Here is a 21,712-nt window from a genome sequence, read left to right as displayed (position 1 = left end):
GGTTTGAAGTTATTGTTAATGTGCAAATAAAAAAAGCCATCCACGAATAGCAGATGGCTTTGATAGATCAATGGTTAAAGTTTTACTCGTCTTTGAGACATTCTACAGGATTTACGCGCGTTGCCCGCATGGTTTGATAAGCTATAGCCAATAACGTCAAGACTACTGCAACAATGGCAGGCATTACAATTAAAATAGTGGATACTGATGTGCGGTAGACAAAATTTTCTAACCAGTCATTCATAAACCAATAGGCCAATGGTAGGCCAAGAACAAAAGCAATTCCGATAAGGACAAGGAAGCGGTTGCTGATAATCATCCAGATATTTCCAGAAGATGCGCCTAACACTTTTCGCACGCCAATCTCTTTGATTTTGGTTTCGATGATGAAACCAACCATGCCAATGAGTCCCAGGCAACCAATGAGGATAGCTATCGCTGCAAAAACTTTGATCATACTGCTCAGCCGCTCTTCTTTCTGATATTGATCATTAAACAAGTCATCAACAAAGCTGTAGTTTGGATCAGTTTCTGCATCAAATTCTGCATAAACCTTTTCAATATGATCCAGTGATTCCCTGATGTTTTCTGACTTTAGTTTAAGGCTAATTCTTCGATAACGATCAGTCACTAGAAAGAGCGTAGGAACAATCTCACTATACAAGGATTCAAAATGGAAGTCTTCCATCACACCAACTATTTGACCACTGGAAGGGCCATAGTTTAATCGTTTTCCAACTACCTCGTCGGGATTGTCGAAACCCAGTGCAATTGAAGCCGCACGATTAATTACGTAGTAGCCGGTTGCAATAGTGTCTTGGGCTAGAACTGTTTCCATGCCGTCTCGGAAATTATCTCCTGCTACTACATCAATGCCATAAGCATCTAGAAAATGCCTGTCAACGGAAACTACGGGCAATCTGAATCCCGTTGCTACTGCAGAGTCTCCCCTAAAAAACCTTGATCCCCAGCTATCTGCAAGTCTACCTGTTGGAATGCGAGAAGAGAAGGCCGCTTTCTCAATGTTGGGATGCTTTAGCAATTCATTGCGAAAAGTTTCATTGCTGTAATCACCGCGCGGCAGTGACAAGCTCACCATCTGTTCACGATTGTACCCGGGATCAGAATTTCGTATGAAGCCCATTTGACTTTCGATCACTCCAATGGCGAAGATCAATCCAATCGTTACAACATATTGAAATGTTATCAGAAATGACCGGAAATTCCATTTGCTGGCATTCATGGACTGTTCGCCTTTCAACGCTTGCACCAGATTGATCTTCGATAAGAACAATGCTGGATATAAACCAGCCATACTGCTCACTAGGATCATGAGTACGATAAGACCAGCCAAGAGGTCTGTTTGAATCAATGGGTTGAAAACCAACTGCTTACCTACAAATTCATTTAGATATGGTAGGGAAAGCGTAATAAGTACGAGTGCAAGAGGTAGAGATAAAACTACGACCAAAAGGGATTCGGATAGGAATTGCTTAATTAATGATGATTTGAAAGCGCCAATTACTTTTCTTACACCTACTTCCCTCATCCTTCGAGAGTAATGTGAGGTAGCGATGTTCATGTAATTGACACAAGCAACAAGAAGAAGAAGGATGCCAATCACACTGAATATGTAGACCTGATCGATTGATCCATTTGTTTCGAATTCTCCTTCGAGGTTGGAGGTAAGGTGAATATCTAGCAAAGGTTGGAATTCAAAATCATAGAAGTCTCTGGCGTTTGCTCCGGACTGAAACTGACCAATATATTTATCCCAAAATTCATCATTGGCATCTTTAGTGAGACCAGGGAGGTTAGCTCCCTCGCTTGTACGGATATAGGTTAACCAATTATAATTACCACTTACGTTATTAACCGCATCTTCGCCCATGATCAACTCGACAAAACGGATAGGAGCAAGGTAGGAAAAGTGAAAATGTTGCTGATCGGGCATATCTTCTATGATGCCTGTGACCTTAAAAGGCGCTTCATTTCCATCTCTCGATAGCGTGACAGCTTCGCCAACAATTCCTTTCTCTTGCCAGTCTGTGCCAAAAATTTTCACGGCCTTCGATCGAGTAAGTACCAACGAATAAATGTCTGGAAAAGCTGTTTCAGCACTTCCTTCTATAAATTCGAAACTGAATATGTCAAAGGCATCTGGGTCACAAAATACAACTTGTTCACCTAGAAAATCCTTACCACCATAATTAAGATCTGGAAACGCCCAGGCATAGAATCGAGTGGCATGCGTGATTTCTGAATAATCTTCTTTGAGCCTTGTGGCATGGCCTCCTGATGCGAAAGCCCATTGCCTGCTGATATCACCGTCCCTTGTATAGTTTTTGACTGTCACACGATAAATATCTGATGCATGAACATGATGGCGATCATAGCTCACTTCATCTTTTACGAAGAGTGCAATTAAGACGAAAGCGGCTATACCGGTCGATAAGCCAATGACATTGATAATAGTACTGGACTTGTATTTCCAGAGGTTTCTGAGTCCGATTTTGAAGTAATTCTTAAACATAGTCGTTTCCTTTTCAATTGAGTTTTGAGCTTCTATTTCTTTAATCATACTGGGCTTAAATAGCCGAATAATTTGCCAGGTATACCAACGCTTAGCTCGGATCAGGTTGGTGTCTTTAGCCTTTAGTTGAAATTCCTCCTCCAAATCTCCCTGCACATCTTCGTAGTAGTCCTTTTTGAGAAACCAGGCTAGGAACTGTGTAGACCAGGAGGGAGGCGTAAACCTTTGCTTATCCATGCTTTTGAGTATTCATATGATACATCTGGGATTGCTGACCATAGCTTCCTTCTGGTTTCTTTGGCATGGTCCAATGCTGCTTTTCCTGTCTTGGTCACTTTGAAAAAACGCTTACGTTTGCCACCTCGAATGGCTGTAGCTTCTCCTAGTTCAGACTTTAGGTAATCTTTTTTTTCCATTCTGCGCAAGGCAGTCTGAAGTGCACTCACACTCACACTTCTATCAAGTCTGGATTCTATATCCTCTTTAATAGACACGCCATAGGCATCTTCATGAAGGATTGCTACCGTGAGCAAGACGATCTCTTCGAACTCACCTAACTGATATTCTTTCATTCCTTTGTTTTAATTTCTAAATGTAAATTAAATATAAAACTGCTAAACGTAAATAATATCAGAAGGTTGGACATAAAAAAACCACCCCAGCATTGCCGAGGTGGCTTACAAATTGATCTAATAGTTAAATTAGATAGTTAGTTTAAAATTGACAGGCACTGCTATTTTTCCAACTATGGCTGTTCCTTCCTCATTTTTAGCAGGCTTGAACTTCAAATCTTTAATTACGTCTTTCACGGCATCTCTTAAATCAGAGCAAGGGTAAGAATCAAATTCATGATTGATAACATTACCTGTTTCGTCCACTTTCAGCGTAACGATGACCTTACCTTCAATTCCCTTTTCCTGACAGACTTTAGGATAGACTATTTTAGAGATCACTTCCTTGTAATTTGTTGGTTTAGGGCTTTCTGCTTCACCTTTTACGCCACCATTATTGGCCAGGGCTCCAAATACAAATAGAACAAGTGTAAGTGTCAATAATTGCTTTTTCATAGTCTCCGTATTTTAATGTTTCCTTAATGTTATCTAAAGTTTACCTTAAATCAAAAATTGAGCAACCATTTGTTAACATTTAGGTAACATTGATTTTCTTCTTCGACGCTGAGCGATGTTAGATATTTTAAAATCTCTTTTTGTGGATAACTAATCAGGCTTTTTGAAAGGTGATAGAGGGCTTCCTGCTATTTTAGTAGTATGTCGCTCAATATTTATCGCTCATCTGCAGGTTCTGGCAAAACATATACCCTGGCAAAGGAATACTTAAGGCTAGCGCTCCGTTCTAAAGATTATTATCAGAAAATTTTGGCAGTGACTTTCACTAACCGTGCTGCTGAAGAAATGAAAGAACGGGTGCTGGAATTTCTCATTGAAATTTCAAAAGGGAAGCATGAATTGATTGCCGCATTTGAGAAAGATCTAGGTAGGTCGGAAGCCCAAATCATTGAAGCCGCCAACGACGCACTGACCCATCTGCTACACCATTATGGGTATTTTAATATCACAACCATAGATACTTTCTTTCATCGCGTCATTCGATCATTTTCTCGAGAAATTGGCTTGCAGGGAAGCTTTGGGATTGAACTGGACGTAGATAAAGTTGCAGAGTTAATTACTTCCAATGTCTATGAAGGCGTGGAAACGAACAAGCAACTCAAGGATTGGCTGGTGGAATTTTCCATGGATGGACTGGTTGGGGGTGAAGGATATGAAACCAAAGGTCAGGTGAGTAGGCTGGCGAAGCAGCTCTTTCAGGAAGAGTTCAAGAAATTACCTCAAGGGCAATTTGGAGATGATCAGATCAAAGAAAAAATCAAAAACTTGAAGAGTGAGCTCCTTGCAAAAAAGAAAGTGTTTGAGAATGAGCTGATAGAAATTTCGAAGAAGTATGAAGCGGTCATGCAGTCTGCTGGGCTGTCCATTGATGATCTCAACTACAAAGCCTCAGGTCCGGGGGGCTTTTTTCCAAAGTTGCTAAGGAAAGAATACGATGGCTTAATGACTAAGCGTGTTGATGCGGCGCGTGTTGATGCTTCTGCATGGACCTCCAAGTCCAGTACTTTAAGAGATCAAATCATTCAATTGGCTGGGGATTCACTCATTCCGTTGATGAATCAGGCAATCGAATACATTGAAGAAAACAAGAAGGATTACTATACGGCAAATGCAGTTCTTAAGCATCTCTATACGCTGGGGTTGATGACAGATCTCGCCCAAAAATTGCAAGACTATAAAAAGGAGGAAGAGGTAATCATGATTTCAGACCTTCCAGACTTCCTTTCTCAGATTATCGATGATACGGGATCGCCATTTATCTATGAAAAAGTGGGAACATGGTATTCACATTTTCTTATAGATGAATTTCAGGATACCTCGCAGTTTCAATGGAATAATTTCAGGCCGCTACTGGAAGAGAGTCTGGCAAACGGAAATGACAACATCATTGTGGGTGATGCCAAACAGTCCATTTATGGTTGGAGAGGCGGAGATCCCACATTACTGCTAGATACAGTCGAGAAAGAAGTGCCGCAAACATCGGTTGATCCCACCAAAAGCACCAACTATCGGAGCACGCGAAATATTGTCAATTTCAATAATCAACTCTTCTCTAAGCTCCCGGAACTGATGGTTGGCGAGATGGGAGATTCCATTTCGGAAGAAGAAGGACGTACGATCCTCAAGACCTATGAAGGAGTAGAGCAAGAAGTGTCAGATGCGAATAAAGACATAGATGGATTGGTTCATTTGGCGTTTTTAGCATCTGAAAAAAATGAATGGAAACAGCGCTCGATGGAGCAAACTGTTGAGAAGATTGAGCAACTTCTAAAAGAAGGTCACCGGCTCAACGACATGGCTATTCTCGTTCGTACCAACCGAGAGGCAACAGATATTGTCAACCATGTGCTTGACTACCGCAGGATGCAGAATACCCAGATTGAGGTAATATCCGCTGAGGGGATGCTTCTAGAAAATTCAGCTCTCGTACAACTGATGCTTTCAGCTTTTGGACATTTGATCAATCCAAATGACATTAGCATCAAGGCAGATCTGACGTTTAGATACCAAAAAACAATTAAGAAAAAAGAGTTTAAACACCATGCTGATTTTTCGAAATTGGCGAATGGCGGATTACCAGGAAGTTTCACGAAATTTCAGCAACACTTACTTCACCTACCAATTTTGGAATTGGTGGAGGTACTCATCCGGACATTTGAGCTAAATACACTCGCGTCGGAGTTTGTTTACCTGCAGGCATTTCAGGATGCGGTTTTAGAGTTTACTAAAAACAACCGATCAGACTTGCGGTTATTCATGGAATGGTGGGAAGACAATGGGAAGAAACGATCAGTTCAGTTAACAGGAGCTCTGGACGCTGTGGAGGTCATCACGTCTCATAAATCTAAAGGGCTTCAGTATCCTATCGTCTTCGTTCCTTTTTGCAATTTTGATATGAATAGTCGCTCCAAACCTGTGTGGTACGAATCACCATATAAAGAAGGAGAAAATTTACCAGTAGACTATAAGTCTGAGTTGGAAAACACCAAGTTTGTTGAAAGCTATCAAAAGGAATTTGCTAAATGGCATCTGGAAAGCCTCAATGTACTCTATGTAGCCTTTACCCGTGCAGAAAATGCACTGTACGTGCATTGTGACCCACCTCCGAGTAAAAAGGATAAGATGTACAGCACGGCAAGCAAACTTTTGTGGAGCTTTTTTGAGGGTCAACCAATGGAAGGATGGGATGCTAGTACGAACACCTTCTCTATCGGGAACGTACCAATCAAACACCGGACATCTGAGGATGAAATGGTGAAGCTGAATAGCTATGCCTCTAACAAATGGAGTGCGAAGTTGAAGGTGAGGAAAACAGGAAAAGCCTATTACGATGATGAAGTAGAGAAAAGTAGAAACGAAGGTATTCTGTTGCATCAAATGCTTTCTGAGATCATTCATCATGCAGACACAAAAAATGTGATGGATAAATACGAGCGCGGGATGCTTATAACTACTTCAGATCGTCAGCGGTATGAGTCTATGGTCAATAACTTATGGAAGAATGATACGGTGAAGGCCTGGTTCAGTGGAAAAGGAGAGGTGAAGACAGAAGTGGTCGTGCTACCCAAAGACGGTGAGGTGAAAAGGATGGATCGCGTGTTGATTGATGAGAGCACAGCAACAGTGATTGATTTTAAAAGCGGCTTGCCAAAGTCTCGAGATGAAAAGCAACTTAGTGAATATGTGAAGTTATTGACGGAGATGGGGTATGATGCGAAAGGATACTTACTGTATCTGATGAATGGGGAGGTGAAGAAGGTCTGACCCCCTGTCATGCCGGACCTGCCTGCGGTAGGCAGGCTCGATCCGGCATCTTCTAGTAAAAGAATCTGGGATCGTCATTGTGAGGAAGCATGACGAAGCAATCTTGGTGTGAATAAATATGCCGATTACATGAATGGTGACACTTGATGGCAGCCATGCACGTAGACTAGTATCATGTTTAATTAGACTGCTACTATGCTAAATCTTTGGAAGATTATAATCCTGTTCCTTTTTGTTCCGATGGTTTCCTGTGCTCAGGAGCACGATCCCAACAGAGAAACATTTAATGAATTGTGGGCCTTGCTGGATGAGCGCTACTCGCTCTTTGAAGCTCGTGGGGTAGATTGGCAAGCAGTTAAGGAAAAGTATAAACCACAACTGAACGATATCGGTACAGAGCAGGAGTTATTCGACTTGTGCTGCCAGATGATTTCAGAACTTAATGATGGTCATACATCATTAATAGATGTCATTAGCGATGAAAGATGCAACAGTTTTTCTTTTTCCAATACGCCATCTATTTTGGGAGCTTTTGAAAGTAAGGAGGCCTTTTGGAAAGTGTCTGATAGTACGCTTAAAACCAATGGCTTCAACGAGCTTCAATTGATAGATCAACATGTCTTCTATTCTTTCAATGAACGATTAGGCTACATCCGCTTGAATCTTATGTCCGGAACCTATCGCGGCTTTGCAAAGGCGCTGGAGCTGGTGAAGGATAAAGAGGGACTCATTTTGGATATCCGTCTCAACCCAGGCGGGAATGACGAAACCCTCCATCGGATCGCAGGGCGTTTAGTAGATGAAACTTACATTTCTCATTATAAGGAGACACGAATAGCAGGAACCGATCAATATACCAAGCTAAGAAGCTGGAAGGTAGAGCCGGAGGGCCCTTATCAATATTTGAAGTCAATTGCATTATTGACCAGCGATTTCACAGCCAGTGCCAGTGATGTATTTACCCTATCGCTGAAAGGAAGATCGAATGTGACCATTGTTGGCACACCTACCATGGGAGCTATGTCCCATGTGGAGTCTGACCGGCTTAAGAATGGGTGGAGGGTCAACTACTCCAATAAGCGAACGTACTCGCGCGACATGGTTCTCTATGAAGGCAAAGGCATTCCACCCGATGTGTACGCTGAGAGTACCGACACCACGAAAGATCAGGTAATCTTAAAAGCAATACAACTGCTTCAAGATTAGTAGCAATCCTTGTTTTTTAGTTGGCAATTGTAGAATGTTGCTGCATGGCATTTCTTTCGGAAGTAGCGGATCATTTACTCACTCAGCACAAAGATCGTTTGGGAGACTGTACCGTTATTTTCCCCAATAGAAGGGCAGGTTTATTTTTAAAAAAACACCTTTCCCAAAAAGTAGATAGACCAGTGTGGTCTCCTGCTACATTGAGTCTTGAAGACTTCCTTTTCACTTTTACGCCGACGAAGAAAACAGATCCACTGACCCTTATTTTTGAATTATTCGAAGCATTCAAGACACATCAAGGGCAATCGGAGGGTTTTGAGTCATTTTATTTTTGGGGAGAAATGCTACTTCGGGACTTTGAAGAAGTAGACCATTACCTAGTCAATCCTGAACAATTATTTACCTATGTTAAAGATGACCGTCAACTAGCCGAGGATTTTTATTTTCTGGATGAAGAGCAAGAGAAAATCATTAAGAAATTTTGGCAAGAGTTTTTACCAACCGCTACGAAAACTCAAGAACAATTTGTAGAAACCTGGCGAATTCTTATGCCTGTTTACGCTACGTTCAAGAAACGTATCAAGGAGCAAGGAATCGGGTATACGTCTCATGTTTATCGTGAATTGGTAGACAATATTCAGCAGATAACATTTGACTCAAACAAGCCTTTGATATTTGCGGGGTTCAATGCGTTAACGCCAGCCGAGGAATTGCTGATAAAGCATTTTGTTTCCAATTTTAATGCGAAGATTATATGGGATTTGGATGCCTACTACCTAGAAGATCAAAATCAGGAGGCGGGTGATTTTCTCAGAAAATATGCCAAAGATCCCATCCTTGGTACAAGTTTTCCACATCCTTTGCCTAAGAAAATCACCGACTCAAAAGAGGTTGAAGTTACAGGGGTTTCACTGGAAGTGGGGCAAGCCAAGTTAATAGGAGAGGAGATAGATCGGCTGATGTCTGAGGGGGTTAAGAAAGAAGAAATTGTGATCGTTCTTCCGCAGGATTATATGCTTTTTCCTGTTTTAAATGCGATACCAGAAAAGGTAGATAAACTCAATGTGACCATGGGTTATCCACTCAAGGATACCCCATTATTTGGACTGCTCGAAGCGGCGATCGAACTGCAAGAGCACGCGAGCCTTTCTCCGGAAAATGGACTCTCTTTTTATCATAAGCCAACCGTTGATATACTCAGCCATCCATACTTATATAAGGAAGATAAAAATCCGCTGGATAAGCTGCTTAGCCAGATTAAGAAGAAAAATCAGATTCGGGTATTTCAGCAAGAAATTCAAGTCATTCAATCTACGGTGCTTAACACTATTTTCAGGCAAGTGGGGGAGCACGAGCCTATTTCAGGATACCTGCAAGCAATCGTTTCAATCCTGGGGGATCAGGTGGTTGAGCGCTTTGGCTTGGAGAGAGAATACTTATACCATTTTGAGCAGCTATTGGCGCGTCTTAGCGAAATTCTGGACAAACAAGTAGCCATCATTGACATAAAGACCTTCAAAGGGTTATTCAGGAAAGCGACAAGATCAGTAAAGATTCCATTTACTGGCGAGCCCGTAGAGGGTCTGCAAGTAATGGGGGTGCTGGAAACTCGAAACCTGGATTTCAAGCATGTGCTCATGCTCAATATGAATGAAGATATTTTTCCTGCTTCGCAGCGAGCCGGTTCATTCATTCCATATAGAATACGTAAAGCTTTCCACCTCCCTACGTTTGAGACACAGGATGCGATCTACGCATATCTATTTTACCGTCTGTTTCAAAACTCAAATAAGCTCTCATTCTACTACAATATGTATGCAGATTTTGGCTTGAGTGGAGAGGTGAGCAGATTCATTCGGCAAATTGAATTGGAAAGTGGTTTGACGGTTCAGCGGAAGAAGCTGAGTAATTCAATTCAAGTAAATGAAATCAAACCTATTCGCATTGAGACAACGCCAGAGGTATTAGAGAAGCTTGCCATCTACACAGATGCTGTCCCGGAAATGGATCAACGGAGACTGTCAGCGTCTGCTTTAAATATTTATTTGGATTGCCGACTTAAGTTTTACTTCCGTTACGTACTCCGACTTTTTTCTGGCGATGAAATGAGTGACGATTTAAATGCGCGTCATTTCGGGAATGCACTCCATAGAACCTTAGAGTATCTCTATGTAGATACCATGAAAGAAAAAGGATCCAGACTCATTGATGAGAACGACTTTTTTAGAATGGAAAACTCCATTGATGGTGCGATGGAAAAAGCATTTAAAGAAGAGTTTGGAATGAAGGGTAAGAAGCGTTTTGAATTCAAAGACCGAAACGTGGTGATGGCCGAGATTATTCGAAAGTTTGTGAAACAGGTGATCAAGATGGATAAGGAGTATGTTCCATTTGAAATAGTAAGCCTGGAGGCCGAGGATAAATATGAACGATTTTTTGAAATCCATTCAAATGGCAAAAGCAACCAGGTAAAACTGGGAGCGGATATCGACAGAGTAGACAAAAAAGATGGAACGATTCGCGTCTTGGATTATAAAACGGGTCGCGACGAAACGGAAATTGGATCCTTCGAAAATATTTTCAATCCTGACGTATTCTACAAGTATCAAGCGGGTAGAAAAGCTGGATACCAGACTTTTTTTTATGCCTGGCTATATGCTTCGAAATATGGCGAGGAAGATGCCATTGTCCCCGGTCTGATCAACATAAAGCAATTCTTTCAGACGGATTTTGATTACCGTTTAAAGGCCAACGGTCAGCCAATAGCGGATTCAAGAGCGTTTTTACTCCCCTTCGAGCAGAAAATGAAAGAGTTGCTTGAAGAAATTTTCAGTACTGAGGAGCCGTTCAGTCAAACAGATGATTTAAGAAAGTGCAGCTTCTGCGATTTTAAAGGAATATGTGAACGTTGATGATTTCGTTGGTTTATTCCAGAGTCAAAGTAGTCGATCCGAAATTTTCATTGAGGCTATTGTCAATTTGACCTTGGAAATTTTCATAAAACTTGTAATTCGTAATTGATTAGCTAGAAATTTTACAGCTTAATATTTCTTTAACACTTTTTAAGAAATACTGGCATTCTAATTGTAATTATTCAGGCAGCATGATTAGTTAGTTATAAAAAGTAGTAGAGTTAGGTTAGGTTGGTGAGGCCTCTGCTTATTCATTTAAGCAGGGGCTTTTTTATTGCGAAATAATATTTGGTTAAAGTTTGTATCAACGATCATTCAAAAACTATTATTTGGTGTAAATGAATTATTAAAAATTTGTTAAATAGTAAACTCTTTCTGCAACTTTTCGTTTGCTTGGTTCATCTTAGTAGAGAAACACACTGAGAACAATGCAAACGTCATGGAAATTTCGAAATCTTCATCCATAAAAATTCGAATCGGTATGCTGATTATGATCGCCATATTCTTCTTTCGAGCATATGCAGAAGTACTAATCTGAAAAGGTTAATTGTGGAGTTCCATGGGAACTATTTCATACGTACATCCTTGCTTCTTAGCGAGGATTTTTTATTTCTTGATAGGAAAAAAGAATTGGGGTTAGTTTCACTATTCTCTATATCTTGGCATTGACCATCAGCTATGGCTTTATGAGAGAAAAACTAAGGAGCTGGCTCCTAAAGGATTATAATGTCCCTAAATCAGAGGGCGTTCAATTTATAACCATTGGTATACTCACCTTTCTAATAGCTTGCCTCGCAGCGGGTGAGATTTTGGTGGATTTGAAAGCCACCTCGTTGCCCTTAATCATTACCCTACTTTTTGTGAATATTGTTTTATTCATTTCGGCAAAGCGATTTGGGAAGTCAACAATTATTGGGCACTTTCAGCTGCTTGTTTTATACATCATGTTTCAAGTCAGTTTTTTCACGCTCCCCAACACTTTTCATGTTTTTATGTATTGGATGCCTTCCATTCCACTGTTGGCTTTTATTTTCGGGAATCTGCGTACCTCTCGTATTTGGCTGGTTATTACATTAATTACACTTGGAATGGATACCATTTATGGAATACAAGTGAATGGGAAGTCCTATACCCCAGAAATTCCATACATCCCTTATGCCTTTGCTGCTACTTTTTTCACCATCACCCTAGTAGCCTGTTTCTCGCTACTATACAACCTTCTGGGTAGATCTTATAGTCGATTGAGAGCTAAGAACAGAGAAGTACTAGAGCTCATTAGTCAGTTAAAAGAAATGAATGGGTCTTTGGAGGACACTGTCAAAGAAAGAACCAAAGACATAGAGAAGCGAAATGAGCAATTGAAGCAATATGCTTTCATGAACTCTCACATGGTGAGAGCACCGCTGGCCAATATTATAGGAGCAGCATCTCATTTGGAAGATGAGAACGACAGTGAAAAGATGAAGGAGCTTATGCAGATGATAAAAATATCAGCAGCCAGCCTGGACGATGTGATAAAAGAAGTTGGAAAATCGTTGGAGATCAAATCATAAATCGCGCTTTAGAATTTTGATTTCATTCGGAAAAAAAGTAACTTAATAAAGGGTTTAGTAGCATAACTAAGTCCATTAGGTGGTTAGATTGGATCGAATAGCCTTGAGCTATGTCGGCCACACCAACTCAAAGGCGAGTAACCCTCGCCTTTGAGTTTTAACAGCACACCGTTTGACAGATATTTTATGCCGATCTCCACTTCGGCTGTAACCAATCAGGACTTGTTGGGTACTTATATATAGATGATGCAACTTTTTTTGAGATACTGCATCTATAATACAAACACCCATATAATAAAGACATGGAAATATCTGACTCACTATCTACAAAACTCCGGCTAGCAATGCTGCTACTGTTCAGCATTTTTATTTTTAGAGCCTTTGCCCAGAACACCGTTTCGGCTTCAAAGATCATGGAAGATGTAAGAGAAGGAAAAGACATCTCTTACGAAGGTGTGACCATAGTAGGTGAACTGGATTTCACTTACATGGCGGAAAAAATGCCCGACCTTCCAAAGAAATCAAAGTGGTGGAACAATGGGGGAGGCAATACAGTGGAGGAATCCATTGACGTAAACATCTCATTTGTTAATTGCAAATTTGAAGATGATGTACTAGCCTATATTCATGATGACGATTCTGGATACACTTTTACGGCAGACTTTGATAAAGGGGTCACTTTCAAAAATTGTGATTTTAGCAGAAATGCAATGTTTAAGTATTCAGACTTTGACGGAAGCGTAGACTTTTCAGGAACTCAATTTCAACGTGAATCAACCTTCAAATATGCAGAGTTTGACGAACAAGCAGATTTTTCTGATACTCGCTTTGATGATGATGCAACGTTTAAGTACGCAGAGTTTGATGAAGGCGCAAGCTTCAAAAATGCGGTATTTGAAGAATCTTGGAATATCAAGTACATGAAAGCGAGGGGGGAATTTGATATCGCAGGTCTGAATGTAAGAGATGACATTGATGCTAAATACACGAAGATCAATGGTCAAAGCTTTACTAACTACCTTATAAACTCGAGAAATTAATTCTCTTTATATATACACGATACCAACGCGTGACTTACAGCCTCTCTTAGTTTACTAGGAGGGGCTTTTTTTATTTACGCTCATTCCTTTTCCAAATGATGCCCTGAGTAGAACAATCCTGATCTACAATTTTTGCTTCCTTCAGCGAGTATAAAACACCCTCAAGCATTTTGTTGCTCACCCAGCCATTTACAGACCATTCTGTAGCATGGTACCATCGCTCAGCATCCTTTTCATTGAGGTTATAGCGCTCTGCAACCAGTTGAGAGGCATTACTTTTTTCCATGAAGTGATGATTTGCATGGTGAATGATTTTCAAAACTTTGCTTATTAATGATGGTTTTGATGCTATGAAATCATTCGTTGCGGCGATCATGAAGCAAGGCCAGGGAGAAATGAATTCATCAATCTTCTTGAGTCTACCTTTCTCCAAATAGGGCTTAGTTGTAAATTTTTCCCAATAGAATATCTCCGCGTCTCCACTATTTAAGGACTTGATTCCTCCATTAATATCGTTGACTTCAACAAATTGACCCAGATCAATTTGTTGATCCTCCATCATGGCATTCACGATAGGCATCAGATGAGAACCAGACCCAAACCTGCTGATGGCTATTTTTTTATCAAAAATAGAAGAGTTGTCTTCAGTGTAATCAACGCTGGTGTGAATTCCCCACGTCAGGGAAGTCTTCACAAAACTGCTGACAATCTTCGACGGATTTCCTTTTAAAATATCGGTTACTATTCCTTCGGTAAGAAGAATGCACAAGTCGACCTCTTTCTTCCTCAGCGCTTCTTTCATATACCCGGACCCTCCTGGGAAGTCTGACCAGGCCAGATCAATACCCTCCTTGCTGAACCAACCATTCTCCACAGCAAGATGTATGGGTAAATTAAAATGTTCAGGGACCCCGCCTATTCGCACCTTGTCCATATGCTTAAACTCAGATTATTTTTCTGGTGAAGTTAAGGCATTAACTTGCTGTCACTTTGTGCAATAACCAAAAACGTCTCATATTTTACATATAAAAGGAGTATGATTATGTCAAAGGTCAATACGGGTGAAAGTCTGACTATGCAGAGTGCTTTGGACTACTAAAAAGATAACGATACACATGAAAGCCTATAGATTAAGAAAGATTGGGAAACCTAAAGTTTTAAAGATCGAAGATATTCCTGAGCCTAATCCGAAAGCGAATGAATTGAAAATTAAGATCGAGACCATTGGCATAAACTATGCAGAAATATTGTCTAGAAAAGGACAATATAGCTGGGCTCCAAAGAAGCCTTATGTGATGGGAATGGAATGCTATGGGGAGGTTGTGACGCTTGGCAGTGAAGCATCAAAATTTAAAATCGGTGATAAGGTCATAGTAGGGCAGCAATATGGATCATATGCGGAATATGTGTGTGCTCCTGAACACCTGTGCTTTCCAGCATTCGACACTTTTTCTTCAGAAGAGAATGCAGCCTATTTGGTGAATTTCATGACTGCATGGGTGGCTTTGAAAAAACTGTGTAGAGTAGAGGCAGGCGAGCGAGTATTAATACAAGCCGCTGCTGGAGGTGTGGGTACAGCTGCAGTCCAGATTGGCAATGCTCTCGGATGCAAAGTTTACGGGACTGCAAGCAAAGATGACAAGCTTAAGCTCATAGAGCAGTTAGGTGGTACCCCCGTTAATTATCGAAAAAAAGACTTCTATGATGAGATCATGAATGATGGGGGAAAGGTCAATTGTGTGCTAGAAACAGTAGGCGGAGACGTTTTTAAGAAAAGCCTGAAGTTGCTCGATTCCTTTGGCAGGCTTGTGGTCATTGGTTTTGCAAGTATGAATCTCAAGATTTGGAATCCAATATCGTGGGTAAAGACTTATCTGGACGCGCCAAAGGTGAATATGATGAATATGGCGATCGAAAGTAAAGGAGTATTTGCTTCCCACATTGGATACTTGACAGAGAATGAAAAGCTTACTTCCGATATATGGGAAGAACTACACACCTTCACCATTGACAATAATTTGAAGCCGATTGTAGGAAAGGTGTTTGATTTTTCAAACCTGCCTGAAGCACATTCATTCATAGAATCGAGAGATTCTGTTGGAAAAATAGTAATCAGACTCTAATTTGAAAATTTATTTGATTTTATCTCCGACAACTCTTTTACATTATCAAATGATAAAAAAAATCGCAAAATCTTTTGATAGAAGCAGGAAAGCATATAAATTCGAAGTATAGATAGTGAGTATCTATTTTCCATAGCTGGTTCTTAATGATGAAGGGTTACTGTCAAGTGACCCTTCTTTTTTTTCTCCCAAACTTTTTATTAAATTTATCACATGATAAATGATCGTATTTACAAGCTTATTCGGGTTTTGGATATGAACCCCACTTCATTTTCTGATAGTTTGGAAGTAAGTGTTACGGTCATATTTAATATTATCAAAGGTCGCAGAAGCAAGCCAAGCTTCGATTTAATCCTTAACATCCTCAGCACGTATGACAAGCTCAATGCTGAATGGCTGATCAAGGGCAAGGGATCAATGTGGAACGATGACATTGTTACTTCTGCTGAAATTGCGCCAACACATGTAAACCTTCAAGCACGTATTAGAGAGTTGTTTGTGAAGATGAGGTTGAATCAACCAGATTCTCATGAAGTTCTTGAGCTGGAAGAATTGGTTAACTACATGATGGATGAGACGGCAGAGCAGAAGAATAAATTGATCCTTTTGCATGAGCGTCAAGAAGGCATGTTGAATGTCCTTAAAGAGAAGCTGAAACTGAAAGTTTAATCTTAACAGCTTTCGGGCTAATTAGCTCAATCCAAATCCATTGTATTTTCTGAATAGCCTTTTAAAGAAGGGTAAAACAAATCACATATATAAAGCTGGATGCTTTTCAAGAAGGTGAAGGGGTAAATCTTTCTTGTGCGTGGCGTGTACTTGAGGGATGCAATGTATGCAATGCTGATGTGTTTGTTTTTGAGAACAAAAATGGGGGGGGGAGACTTATTAGTCGATGACCTTCAGCTTGATCAAATCCTGTACAATGCTCTTTCTGAGTTGAACTTTCTGATAGCGGTTAAACCCAATGGTAAATAGGAGCATTCCAAGTAAAGAACCCGAGATGAGTTTAGACCACCAAAGAATATGTGCAATACGCTCTTGTTTTTCAACCTTATCAAAGTAGCGCTTGGTAATGAGATCCATGTTGTAACGTTTGTCGATCTCTTGAATATCTTTTTGGACTTCTAAATATTTATTCAGACTCTCAGAGTGAAGGTCTTCGTATTTTTTTGCTTCATTGAAGTCTTTTAATAAAAATAGAGCATCAGCTTTCGATTTAAAAAGCTCATAGTAATCTAAGTTTCCTATTTGATCAATATACTTTTCAGCTTGATTAAAATATTTAAGCGCTTTTTTCACCTCTCCGTTTTTCAAAGAAAGATTTCCAAGCTCACTATAGGTTGAAAAAAGCGTTGATTGATTGCTCAGGTTTTGCTTCATTTCCAATGCCTTATTAAAATGCGAATAGGCGCTATTAAAATTGTTTAACGAGGAAAAACATCTACCTATATTGTGCATTGCGTATGCATGGTATTTATTAGAGAGTGAGGTAAATGCCAGCGAGTTGTTATGTGCTTCAATGGCAGATTCATAATCCCCAAATTCATAGAGAGCAAGACCCAGCCTATTGTTGTACTTCCAATAATTTCTTGAATCGATAGATGTTTTTGAAATAAGGTTGGTGAGAATAACTACGGCTTCATTAAATCTTTCTTGATCCATTAAAAGCCCAGAGATATTATAATTGATACTTTGCTTTTCCTGTTCGTTTTCAGTTTCTAAAGCATGCTCGAAGGCTTTATTGTAATATTCCTCCGCCAATGTATAGGATTTGAATTTCCTAAAGATGACTCCACAATTTTTATGTAGAGAGATTAAATCTCTACTAACATTGTCATAGCTTGATTCCTCCGCATATCTAATTGCCTCTAGATAGTAGATGATAGCCTTGCCATACTCTCCTTTAATCTCATCATGGATATACGCAAGTATGAAATTACTTTGAACGATTCCGTATTCGTCATTTCTTTTCAAAGCTTCAATCATCAAATCTTCGGCTAACGAATAGGCTGAATCTGGATATTGCCCAATGAGTGATGAAATCGAGCTAGCTCTATCAGCGATAGAATTTGCAAATATTAGGTGACTTGAAAGTATTGTAAAAAAGATGAAAATGTATTTCACTCCAAATAACTGTTTCTTGTACGCAATATAAAAAAACGCCATCAAAATATATGATGGCGCTTATATTATTTGGATGAAGTATGGCTCAAAATCGATTTTAATCGAAAAAGCTTAGATAACTTTCTTAACCGCCTGTGCCAGGAGGTTTGTTTTTGTCATCATCGTCTCCATCACCAGTTCCATCAGTGGCATTTAGTTCGGTATCCTGCAGTAGTTCTTCCATAGCTGCATCCTCTTGGCATGCGGTTAGTGATAATGCTCCTAAAATCACGAATGCTGTAAATAGTTTTCTTTTCATAACTCAATAAGGTTTTTAATGATGAATCAAATATAAGTAAAAAAAAATAAATTACACATAACTAATGTGTTTTTATTTTTTTTTAAATTTATACGATTAAATGATTGATTGTAAGACAGTTATGTGTGAAAATAAATTTTATTCCGATAAAATTTATTTGAATAAAACGCACTCAATTATCTTTGCAGAAAAGAACTGAATACTATGAGATATTTAATACTTATTCTTGTTGCTGTAGCATGTAGCACGCCTACTGAGAAATTTGCTCCATACGGAGAGGAAATTTCTTCTGAAGAAGCACTTTCCACCACCGCGTTTTTAACAGAAGTGAGCGAGGAGGAGACCACCTTTAAAGTAAGAGGTACCATCGAGGAAGTTTGTCAGATGAAAGGATGCTGGATGACACTCAAAAATGAGCAGGGTGCAAATGTTCGGGTAACTTTCAAGGATTACGGCTTTTTCGTTCCCAAGGACATCAGTGGTCGTGAGGTAATTATTGAAGGTGTAGCAATGCAGGAAGTGCTAGAAGAAGATGTCGCTCGCCATTATGCAGAAGATGGAGGCAAGGAATACGATGAATCCATGAGGAATTCGATCACATTCGTGGCTCGTGGTGTTTTGGTGAAAGAAAGCTAATTAGTTGTAAAGACTTCTTTTCTTCTGCTTAACAAACAGTTGCCTGAAGGTGGTGCCGGAAAGGGAAGCAAACCCGCCGGCTAATCCGCCGATGAGTCCAGTTGCGAATACCAGGAGTATTGGGTCACTTATTTGCATGATTTCGGCAATCGTGTTGCCGAATACGGATCCATTTCCTACATCAATATTCCAAGCATGCCCCATCCAGACCAGTCCGACACCCAGAAAACCGGCGGTGAAGGCGTTTAGTCCTGAGGAAGGAGATGTATAGCAAACGATAAAGGCGATAACCATCACTGACCACCACACCGTAAAAGGAGAAATAAAGTAGGTTAAAGCACCTATTACAATGATTCGAACAATTAATTTCATCTGGCTGGTTTTAGAGTTATGCTATGTTCCACTGCTTCATCAGCAGGTGTAAGCGCTTGCTTAAACAGTAATTTGTAATATTGGCCGCTTGCCCAATCTTCAATCATGTGTCCATATTTCGGATTGCCAGGATTTCCTGTCTGACTGCCAGGGTAAACACCCCAGGCATTTACTTCTCCGTCTCCTAACTCAACAACCATTCGCCAGGAAGGACCATGCGAACCTGAAGCTGCGTTGACAATGGATCTGTTTCCTCCGATCTTGATACGACCTTTGCTGAATGGACTTATGCGGAGGAGATGCCTTATGCTAGTGTTTTTGTATTCATACCATTCCAGCGAATTGCCATCCTCCTGCGAGTGCTTGGCCAATGCTGCGGCGGTTTCCTTAAATGTTATTCTGAATAGATCACCAGCGGTTTCTCTGGTTTCAGTATCCTGAATATCTATCATAAAAAAATCTGGATTTGATTTGAGTATTTCAATGGTATTGTACCAGTTCGGTCGATAGACCGCTACTTCGCTGCTGTCTATTTCATCCCACAATTTGGCATTTAGCTTTCTCCACCAAGATTCGTAGATAGATGGTGCTTGCAATTCCGGTTCATTGAAATAATCCCAATTTTTGAGTTGGCTGTAGTAGCTTAATTCTAAGTCTGTGAATGAGGCTGAATCCAGGCTGTCTAGCATCATGGGTAAGGCTTCTGATGCATTGTAGTTAAAATTATCATGCTGCAATTCCATCATATCTTCAACTTTGATGTTGTCCATCACTCGCAATCGGTCATTGATTCTTCTTCCTCGGTAGTGTTCAAAACTGTAATCGTATTGGTAATAGGGATAGGTGGAGTCTGCTGCATGTTGATTAGCAGAGCTCACAAAATTTCGAGGTGGGTTCTTCACATATAGATTGTGTGCTTGAGGCATATAGGCTTTCCATTCATGGTCGATATTGCTGCCATCCATCAAGAACTTGCCCTGTTCTTTCCACTTTACAGGAAACTTGCCATTGACCCACAAGGCTATATCGCCACTCACTGATGCAAACGAGTAGTTTTGAGGAGGACCGCTGAAATAACTAAAAGCTTCTACAAATTCATCGTAGTTAGAAGCTTTATTTCCCAAATACAAAGCTTTAATCTCCTTACTTCCTTCATGTGCCGTCCACTTCATGGCCAGATTTGACACCTCACTTTTGCTGCTTGTGAAATTTCGATCATAAACTACAGGGCCGTGATGTGTGTATATGATTGTATCATAGTAGCTAAATGAACCCCTGGCTTTTATTTCTTCCACCACTTTTTTTGTTGGTACCCAATTGCCATTGTATAGGTATTCATTCCTTCCTTCATCTTTAAACCGGATATGATACCAGTCTACTAAATCTCTTTTTGCATTTGTATTTCCCCAGGCAATGGAATCATTGAAGCCAATGATAACGCCTGGCCCTCCCGGCAGAGTAGCACCCATTACATTCATGGATGGTGCATTCAATTGCATCACATACCAAATGCTAGGGAGGTTTAGACTCAAATCGGGCTCGTTTGTCAAAATGACTCTTCCGTTTGCTGTCTTGTTGCCATTGACGACAAAACTATTGCTCCCGTTATCTGGATTCGGTGCTTCAATTAATGGTTCAGTAAACTTAAGTGGAAAAGAAATGTCTGGTTTTTCTACCAATATGGGATCAAAATCAAACGTAGTTCCTATTGGAATGACTGGATCAATTGTATCAGGTCTTTCAGGATAAAGAATGTCAAAAGTTTCTCTTCCCCATTTTTTTAAGGCATTGGTGTGTTCTAAATCGCGCTCACCTCTTGAGAGCATGTTATTCATGTTTGAAATCAGGAGGAAACATTTCAAAGGAGTCCATTCCTCTGGTTCATAGTCCAGAAGCTTATATTCTATGGGAAGCTCGGCATAAGAAAGATTGTTGATGTAGGCATTAACACCAGCAGTATAGGACTTGATTAGCTCATAGACTTCTGGTTCTTCTTTCTTAAACAAGTTCTCGGAATTTTGGGCTCCATACATGAGTCCAATTCTTCGCATTCTTCGGTCAATGTCTACAATGCTCGTATTTCCTACTTTTGGACCGAGGAGTTCAGCCAGCCTGCCTGCTGCGGAGTACAGTTGAAATTCCATTTGCCAAAGCCTGTGATAGGCAGTAATATAACCTTGAGTAAAAAATAGGTCTTTTTCATTTTGGGCAAATACGTGTGGGATCATCAATTCATCGAAGTGTATGTTGACACTATCTATCAGAAGCTCTTCAATTGATTGTGATTCTATGTCAATAGAAGTATTTTCCGCATTTTGCCAGAAGCCATGAAAAGGGCTGAGAAATTTACCCAGAGGAGGTATTGATCCGATTTTTGAATTGAGTGAGATTCCGAGTGCCAAGGTGATGCTAAGAGAAAGGACGAAGCGAAAAGTTTTCATAAGTGCAAGTCGCCTTTGAGGCAATTTCGAAGCTGATTGATTTAAGAACTAATTTCAACTTGAAAAATATCAAATAATTG

At 40.1% G+C, this 21,712-nt stretch carries 16 protein-coding genes; 8 read left to right on the top strand and 8 right to left on the bottom strand.

Annotated features, from left to right (window positions below; all coding sequences use genetic code 11):
- Positions 1–82: 82 nt before the first annotated feature.
- From ABJF57_RS09035 to ABJF57_RS09025, 3 genes are all read right to left on the bottom strand, one after another.
- Positions 83–2,770 (bottom strand): FtsX-like permease family protein, encoded by a 2,688-nt coding sequence (locus ABJF57_RS09035; protein ID WP_462234449.1) that lies wholly within the window; start codon positions 2,768–2,770, stop codon positions 83–85.
- Positions 2,722–3,105, bottom strand: a complete 384-nt coding sequence (locus ABJF57_RS09030; protein WP_462234446.1) for a PadR family transcriptional regulator — start codon at positions 3,103–3,105, stop codon at positions 2,722–2,724. Before ABJF57_RS09030 ends, ABJF57_RS09035 begins: the two co-directional genes overlap by 49 nt.
- A gap of 129 nt (positions 3,106–3,234) precedes the next feature.
- A complete protein-coding gene (locus tag ABJF57_RS09025) occupies positions 3,235–3,600 on the bottom strand; it encodes an energy transducer TonB (RefSeq protein WP_462234444.1) in 366 nt (121 codons plus the stop codon).
- Positions 3,601–3,801: 201 nt separating this feature from the next.
- Between ABJF57_RS09025 and ABJF57_RS09020 the strand changes: the two genes are divergently transcribed.
- From ABJF57_RS09020 to ABJF57_RS09000, 5 genes are all read left to right on the top strand, one after another.
- Positions 3,802–6,924, top strand: coding sequence for a UvrD-helicase domain-containing protein (locus ABJF57_RS09020; RefSeq protein ID WP_462234442.1), 3,123 nt, complete (start codon positions 3,802–3,804; stop codon positions 6,922–6,924).
- A 195-nt stretch (positions 6,925–7,119) separates the two neighbouring features.
- Positions 7,120–8,130 carry a S41 family peptidase gene (locus tag ABJF57_RS09015; protein WP_462234440.1) on the top strand — a complete coding sequence of 337 codons (1,011 nt, stop codon included), beginning with the start codon at positions 7,120–7,122 and terminating at the stop codon, positions 8,128–8,130.
- A gap of 44 nt (positions 8,131–8,174) precedes the next feature.
- Positions 8,175–11,042: a PD-(D/E)XK nuclease family protein gene (locus ABJF57_RS09010; protein WP_462234438.1), complete on the top strand. Its 2,868-nt coding sequence runs from the start codon at positions 8,175–8,177 to the stop codon at positions 11,040–11,042.
- Between the two features lie 686 nt (positions 11,043–11,728).
- Positions 11,729–12,595, top strand: a complete 867-nt coding sequence (locus ABJF57_RS09005) for an ATP-binding protein (protein ID WP_462234437.1) — start codon at positions 11,729–11,731, stop codon at positions 12,593–12,595.
- Positions 12,596–12,897: 302 nt separating this feature from the next.
- Positions 12,898–13,635 (top strand): pentapeptide repeat-containing protein, encoded by a 738-nt coding sequence (locus tag ABJF57_RS09000; protein WP_462234435.1) that lies wholly within the window; start codon positions 12,898–12,900, stop codon positions 13,633–13,635.
- A gap of 70 nt (positions 13,636–13,705) precedes the next feature.
- Here the strand turns inward: ABJF57_RS09000 and ABJF57_RS08995 are convergent, their stop codons facing one another.
- Positions 13,706–14,569: an ABC transporter substrate-binding protein gene (locus ABJF57_RS08995; protein WP_462234434.1), complete on the bottom strand. Its 864-nt coding sequence runs from the start codon at positions 14,567–14,569 to the stop codon at positions 13,706–13,708.
- 181 nt (positions 14,570–14,750) lie between these two features.
- Here ABJF57_RS08995 and ABJF57_RS08990 point away from each other — a divergent pair, with 181 nt between their 5' ends.
- Together ABJF57_RS08990 and ABJF57_RS08985 are read left to right on the top strand one after the other, a co-directional pair.
- Positions 14,751–15,758, top strand: coding sequence for a quinone oxidoreductase family protein (locus tag ABJF57_RS08990; RefSeq protein ID WP_462234433.1), 1,008 nt, complete (start codon positions 14,751–14,753; stop codon positions 15,756–15,758).
- Between the two features lie 213 nt (positions 15,759–15,971).
- Positions 15,972–16,427: a hypothetical protein gene (locus ABJF57_RS08985; protein ID WP_462234431.1), complete on the top strand. Its 456-nt coding sequence runs from the start codon at positions 15,972–15,974 to the stop codon at positions 16,425–16,427.
- A gap of 219 nt (positions 16,428–16,646) precedes the next feature.
- On the opposite strand, the gene ABJF57_RS08980 is transcribed toward ABJF57_RS08985, so the two are convergent.
- Both ABJF57_RS08980 and ABJF57_RS08975 read right to left on the bottom strand, forming a co-directional pair.
- Complete coding sequence (locus ABJF57_RS08980; RefSeq protein ID WP_462234430.1) at positions 16,647–17,885, bottom strand: tetratricopeptide repeat protein; 1,239 nt, start codon at positions 17,883–17,885, stop codon at positions 16,647–16,649.
- 124 nt (positions 17,886–18,009) lie between these two features.
- Positions 18,010–18,183, bottom strand: a complete 174-nt coding sequence (locus ABJF57_RS08975; RefSeq protein WP_462234428.1) for a hypothetical protein — start codon at positions 18,181–18,183, stop codon at positions 18,010–18,012.
- A 204-nt stretch (positions 18,184–18,387) separates the two neighbouring features.
- Here ABJF57_RS08975 and ABJF57_RS08970 point away from each other — a divergent pair, with 204 nt between their 5' ends.
- Entirely contained in the window at positions 18,388–18,819 is a 432-nt protein-coding gene (locus ABJF57_RS08970) for a DUF4920 domain-containing protein (protein ID WP_462234426.1), read from the top strand.
- Here ABJF57_RS08970 and ABJF57_RS08965 read toward each other — a convergent pair whose 3' ends face one another.
- Positions 18,820–19,191, bottom strand: coding sequence for a hypothetical protein (locus tag ABJF57_RS08965; protein WP_462234424.1), 372 nt, complete (start codon positions 19,189–19,191; stop codon positions 18,820–18,822).
- On the bottom strand, positions 19,188–21,632 hold the full coding sequence (locus ABJF57_RS08960) for a penicillin acylase family protein (RefSeq protein WP_462234422.1): 2,445 nt from the start codon (positions 21,630–21,632) through the stop codon (positions 19,188–19,190). Before ABJF57_RS08960 ends, ABJF57_RS08965 begins: the two co-directional genes overlap by 4 nt.
- Positions 21,633–21,712: the final 80 nt, after the last annotated feature.

Origin of the sequence: Ekhidna sp. (assembly GCF_039940915.1) — a bacterium.
In the GTDB taxonomy this organism is placed as follows: domain Bacteria; phylum Bacteroidota; class Bacteroidia; order Cytophagales; family Cyclobacteriaceae; genus Ekhidna.
The sequence above is the reverse complement of the archived record's forward strand: the minus strand, read 5'-3'. Positions and strand labels throughout refer to the sequence as shown.